The 5,642-nt window shown below is 70.2% G+C and carries 4 protein-coding genes; all 4 read left to right on the forward strand.

Features of this window, described 5'->3' with window-relative positions:
• Positions 1–1,239: family 20 glycosylhydrolase (locus ACNPM4_RS02940; RefSeq protein WP_448984644.1), on the forward strand; the 1,239-nt coding region annotated here is incomplete at its 5' end.
• Positions 1,236–2,408: an N-acetylglucosamine-6-phosphate deacetylase gene (locus tag ACNPM4_RS02945; RefSeq protein ID WP_448984645.1), complete on the forward strand. Its 1,173-nt coding sequence runs from the start codon at positions 1,236–1,238 to the stop codon at positions 2,406–2,408. The genes ACNPM4_RS02940 and ACNPM4_RS02945, both read left to right, overlap by 4 nt.
• 685 nt (positions 2,409–3,093) lie before the next feature.
• Entirely contained in the window at positions 3,094–5,172 is a 2,079-nt protein-coding gene (locus tag ACNPM4_RS02950; RefSeq protein WP_448984646.1) for a sigma-70 family RNA polymerase sigma factor, read from the forward strand.
• Between the two features lie 9 nt (positions 5,173–5,181).
• Entirely contained in the window at positions 5,182–5,553 is a 372-nt protein-coding gene (locus tag ACNPM4_RS02955; protein ID WP_029262323.1) for a YrdB family protein, read from the forward strand.
• The last annotated feature ends 89 nt before the right edge of the window (positions 5,554–5,642 follow it).

Consider the following 5,642-nt stretch of genomic DNA (forward strand, 5'->3'; position numbering starts at 1 on the left):
GAGGCCGGACTCTTCTACGGCGTGCAGACACTGCTGCAACTGCTCCGGCAGGACGACTCCGGCTGGGCGCTCCTCGGCGCCGACATCGCCGACTCCCCCCGCTTCGCCCGGCGCGGCGTGATGCTCGACGTGGCCCGGCACTTCTTCGGCGTCGACGACGTCAAGAAGTTCATCGACAGCACGAGCGCACTCAAGCTCAACCATCTGCACCTCCACCTCAGCGACGACCAGGGGTGGCGTGTGCACATCGACTCCTGGCCGCGGCTCACGGAGTTGTCGGCCGGCACGTCGGCGAACGGCGACCCGGGCGGCTTCTACACGAAGGACGACTACCGGGAGATCGTCGCGTACGCCGCATCCCGGCACATGATCGTGATCCCCGAGATCGACCTCCCCGGTCACACGCACGCGATCGGCGTCGCCTACCCGGAGCTCGTCGAGGAGCCGGTCATGAACGACAACCTGATCGCGGATTCGGAACGCCTCGGCCAGGCGCTGCCGGTCGCCGGCGAGAGCTACCTGGGCTGGGGCGTCGGACACTCCAGCGTGCGCATCCACGAGGAGCGCACGTACGACTTCGTGCGCGACGTCGTCCGCGAGCTGGCCGAGATGACACCCGGTCCGTACATCCACATCGGCGGCGACGAGTCGCTCGGCACGCCCCAGGCGGACTTCGACCTGTTCGCCGAGCGCGCCACCGCGATCGTGGTCGACGCGGGCAAGACACCGGTCGCCTGGCATGAGATGGGATCGGCGGCGAACATCGCCGAGGGTACGGTCGGGCAGTACTGGGGCAAGACGACCCCGGAGGGCGCCCATGCGGAAGAGGCCGCGCACTTCGTCGAGCGCGGCGGCGCACTGATCATGTCCGCGGCCGACGTCACCTACCTCGACATGAAGTACACCGAGGACTTCCCCCTGGGACTCACCTGGGCCGCGATCATCGACGTCCGCTCCGCCTACGAGTGGGAGCCGACCGCGGTCCTCGACGTGCCGGATGCCGCGATCCTCGGCGTCGAAGCGCCGCTGTGGTCCGAGACCACGCGCACACTCGGCGACGTCGAGCAACTGGTCTTCCCCCGCGTGGCCGCCCAGGCGGAGGTGGCATGGTCGCCGCAGCACGCTCCCGAGCGGGTGTGGGAGTCCTTCCGCGAGCGGGTCGGAGCGCTCGCCCCGCTGTGGAAGGCTGAGGGGGTCGATTTCCACCCCGCAGACGAGATCCCCTGGAGCGAACGTTGAGCACCCACTCCTCCGCGACCGGTTCACTGGTCGTCCATTCGGCCAGGATCGTCGATCGCGGCGAGATCACCGAAGACGGCTGGGTCCGCATCGAGAACGGCACCGTCACGGCTCGCGGCACCGGCGCCGACTGGTCGCCCGCCGATGAGGTCGTCGACGCCGCGGCGGATGCCGGACCCGGCGCCCTGCTCGCCCCGGGGTTCATCGACATCCATGGACACGGCGGTGCCGGTGCATCGTTCGACGACGGGGTGGAGGCGATCCGCACCGGGCGCGATCTGCATCGCGCGCACGGCACCACCCGGGCAGTCGTGTCGCTGGTGACGGCGTCGATCGACGATCTCGCCCGCAGCGTCGCCACGATCGCCGACCTGACCGAGACCGACGCGGACATCCTCGGTTCGCACCTCGAAGGACCTTTCCTCGACCCGGGCCACCACGGCGCGCACGAGCCCGCGCTTCTGCGCCACCCGGTTACGGCCGACGTCGCGCGTCTGCTCGACGCGGGCCGCGGCACGGTCCGGCAGGTGACGATCGCGCCGGAGCTTCCGGGCGGACTCGACGCGATCCGGCAGATCGTGGCCGCCGGATCCGCGGCAGCCGTGGGACACACCGATGCCGACGCAGCGATGGCGGTCGCCGCATTCGAGGCCGGCGCGTCGATCCTCACCCACGCGTTCAATGCCATGCCCGGCATCCACCATCGCGCTCCCGGACCGGTACTCGCGGCCGCCGCAGATCATCGTGTGGTGCTGGAGGCGATCGCCGACAACGTGCACCTCGACCCGCACGTCATCAAGCTCGTGTTCGATTCCGCCCCGGGCCGAGTGGCTCTCATCACCGACGCCATGGCCGCGGCCGGAAGCGCCGACGGCCACTACGACCTCGGAGCGGTGAGCGTCACGGTCGAGAACGGCGTCGCCCGAACCGATGACACCGGTTCGATCGCCGGATCGACCCTCACTCAGGATGTCGCGCTGCGACGCACGGTGGCCGCCGGCGTGGACGTCGCTGAAGCCGTGCGGGCCCTCACCGAGACGCCGGCGCGGGCGATCGGCCGCTCCACCGAACTCGGCGGGCTCCGGGTCGGGATGCTCGGAGATGCCGTACTGCTGGATGCCGAGCTGCGCGTCGCACGAGTGTGGTCAGGACCACGGCTGCACGCCTAGAGGCAGCAGAGCATCGCGCGACGCGCAACCCTGCGCTCTCCGGCCGTTCAGGTTCGGGTGGGGGGCCGCCGGTCCCCAGATCGACGGCCCCGTTCCCCTCTCAGAGCCGGTGGCCGGGCTCTCCTCCCCCGAGGATCCCGACCGACCGCTGCCTGAATCCCGCCCCCCGGAGGAATTCGTACGGCTGTCTCTATGGGATGAGACGGCATCCCCACCGATTCATTACGCGACTTCTCGAAAATCTTCGGAAAGCCACCCCGGTCCGAGGACCGATCCACGCGGGAGGCCGCCGGTCCCCAGATCGGCGGTCTCTTCCTCGTGTGCAGAGCTGGGGGGCCGGGCTCTCCTCCCCCGAGGATCCCGACCCGCCCGACCGGTGCATGTCCTTCACACCAGCACCTGAACTCCGCCCCCCGGTGGAGTTCGTACGGCTGTCTCTATGGGATGAGACGGCGACCCCTCGGGTTCATTACGCGACTTCGGAAAAAAGTTCGTGCCGCCGTGCTCCCGCGGGCCGTGGGCTCCCCGTCGGCCTGGCGGGATCCCGTATATCTGTTCAGAATCCGCAGGGAAGGGTGGCTTAGCTGGGAGATTCGCGAGAGAATGATGAAGTCGCGTGATGAGCGGCGCCCTCACGCATCTCACCCTGTAGAGACGTACCTGCGCCCGCGACAGATGGATGATTGTGCACGAAGAGAACACGACTCACGACGAACCGATCGGCGACGCCGACCTGATCCTGCGAGCCCGCTCGGGCGACACAGGCGCGTTCGGCGAACTCTGGCGTCGCCACTATCCGTCCGGCCTCGCGGTCGCTCGCTCGGTCACCTCCTCGATCGACCCGGACGACCTGGTCCAAGAGGCGTACACCCGCATCTACCAGGCGATCCTCAAGGGCGGCGGTCCCAACGGCTCCTTCCGCGCCTACCTCTTCACGAGCATCCGCAACACTGCCGCAGGATGGGGTCGCGCCCGCCGGGAGACCGCGATCGACGAGCTCGACGCCGTCGCCGACCCCGACACCACCGACCAGGCCGCGAACGAGGCGCTCGATCGGAGCCTCACCGCGCAGGCTTTCCGCAGCCTTCCCTCCCGTTGGCAGGAGGTGCTCTGGTACACCGAGATCGAGCAGATGAAGCCGCAGGAAGTCGGACACCTGCTGGGCATGAAATCCGGCGCGGTGTCGCAGCTGGCGTTCCGCGCTCGCGAAGGTCTCCGCGAGGCCTGGATCCAGGCCCATCTGCGCAGCGCCGACGAAGGCTCCGAATGCCAGTGGACGATCGAACATCTCGGCGCCTACTCGCGCGGCAACCTCAGCACTCGTGACCACAAGCGCCTCGAGCTGCACCTCGATGAGTGCGCCCGATGCATGATCGTCGCTGCCGAGGCCAAAGACGTCTCCAAGCGCCTCGCCCTCGTGCTGCTCCCGCTCGTGCTCGGCGTCACCGGCGCGGCCGGATACCTTGCGACGCTGCAGGGCGCCGGCACTCCCATCGTGGCTCTGGCTGCCATGCCGTCCGGCATCCCCGGAGCGGTGTTCGCCGGAGACCCGACGGGTCCGGCGGCGACGGGCATCGCCTCCTCGGGTGGCGGGACCGGGTCGGGTGGCGCCGCCGGCGGCGGTGCGACCGCAGGAGCGGGCTCGACCGGTGGCGCGTTGACGGGGATCGGCGCCCTCGTCGGCGCGGGCTCCGCTGCACTGGTCGTCGCGGGAGTCGTCGCCGCGGCCACCATCATTCCTGGACTCGCCGGGGCGGACCCGGCCACATCGCAGCCCAGCGCCGGAGACTCCGACCCGTCGTCGATCACTTCGCAGGTCGGCCCCGACGCCTCGTTGAACCTCGACGAGCCGATCGTCATCGACGAGCCGGAGACCGTGCCGGACGAGGCTCCGGCCATTCCTCCTGTGGAAGACTCCTCGCCGGCGCAGCCGCGGGAAGATGCCGGCCCGGTCATCGCTCCGCCGGTTCCCCCCGCGACTCCCGTCGATCCCGTGGATCCCGTGGATCCCGTGGATCCCGTGGATCCCGTCGATCCCGTGGATCCGGTGGACCCGGTGGACCCGGTGGACCCGGTGGACCCGGTCGATCCGGTGGACCCGGTCGACCCCGTGGACCCGGTCGATCCCGTGGACCCGGTCGATCCTGCGGTCCCGACGGAGGCACCCACCTGGTCCGCTGCGACCATCTGGTTCAGCGGTTTCACCATCCACTACAGCGTGCCGGTCACCGGCGCACCGGGAACGACGGTCGAAGCGCTCCTCGACGGCAGCGGGGGCGGTGGCGGTGGCGGTGGCGACAGCATCGTCCTCGACGATGCGGGCACCGGGACTATCGATCTTCGTCCGAGCTTCTGGCAGGTCGTGGACGCCGACACGACTGTCGTCACGTTCCGCTACGTCCTGGCTGACAAGGTCGGTCCGTCCGCCGACACGACTCTGCTGGCACTCGAATCCGGCCCCGCCGTCGAGGCCGTCCTGCAGGAGGCGGAGCAGGCTCTCGAGGGCGACGACACGACGACGGCCGTCACCGCCGCGGAGACGCAGCCGGCTCCCGCCGAGCCCGCACCCGTCGAGCCCGCGCCGGCACCCGTCGAGCCCGCACCGGCACCCGTCGAGCCCGCGCCGGCTGCACAGGCACCGGCCGCACCGGCACCGGTCGCACCTGCTCCCGAGGAGCCGGTCGACTCCGCACCCGCCACCGACGCACCTGCCACCGACACCGCCGCCGCCGCACCGGCTGAGGACGCTCCGGCCGCCGAATAGACTGGATGCATGTCCTCGGATCCCGCACCCGTCCCCGGCGTCGAGCGCCCGACCATCTCCGCTCTCGACGTCGTCCGCACCGTCGTCCTGGTCGCTGCGGTCGCCTCTCTCGCCCTGTGGGGCTTCGCCAGCTGGGACCTCCCCTGGAACGTCATCCTCGGTATCGGTGCGCCGGTGCTCGTGATCCTCGTCTGGGCGCTCTTCCTGTCTCCGCGCCCGGTACTGCGCGTGCACCCGTTCCTCCGCGCCGCCGTCGAGCTGCTGATCTACGTCGGCGTCACGATCGCCTGGTGGTCGATGGGCCAGGCGCTGATCGGCACCGCGTTCGCCCTGGTGGCCGTCGTCGCGGGCGTCCTCAGTGGTCGGCGCGCACTGTCGTGAGCCTCTCGTGGTGAGCGCGCGGCCGTGAGCGTCCTGGCACGGCTGAAGGAGACGCTCGGCGCGCTCGTCGACACCGACGAGACTGTTCT

The organism is Microbacterium umsixpiens (assembly GCF_053543675.1).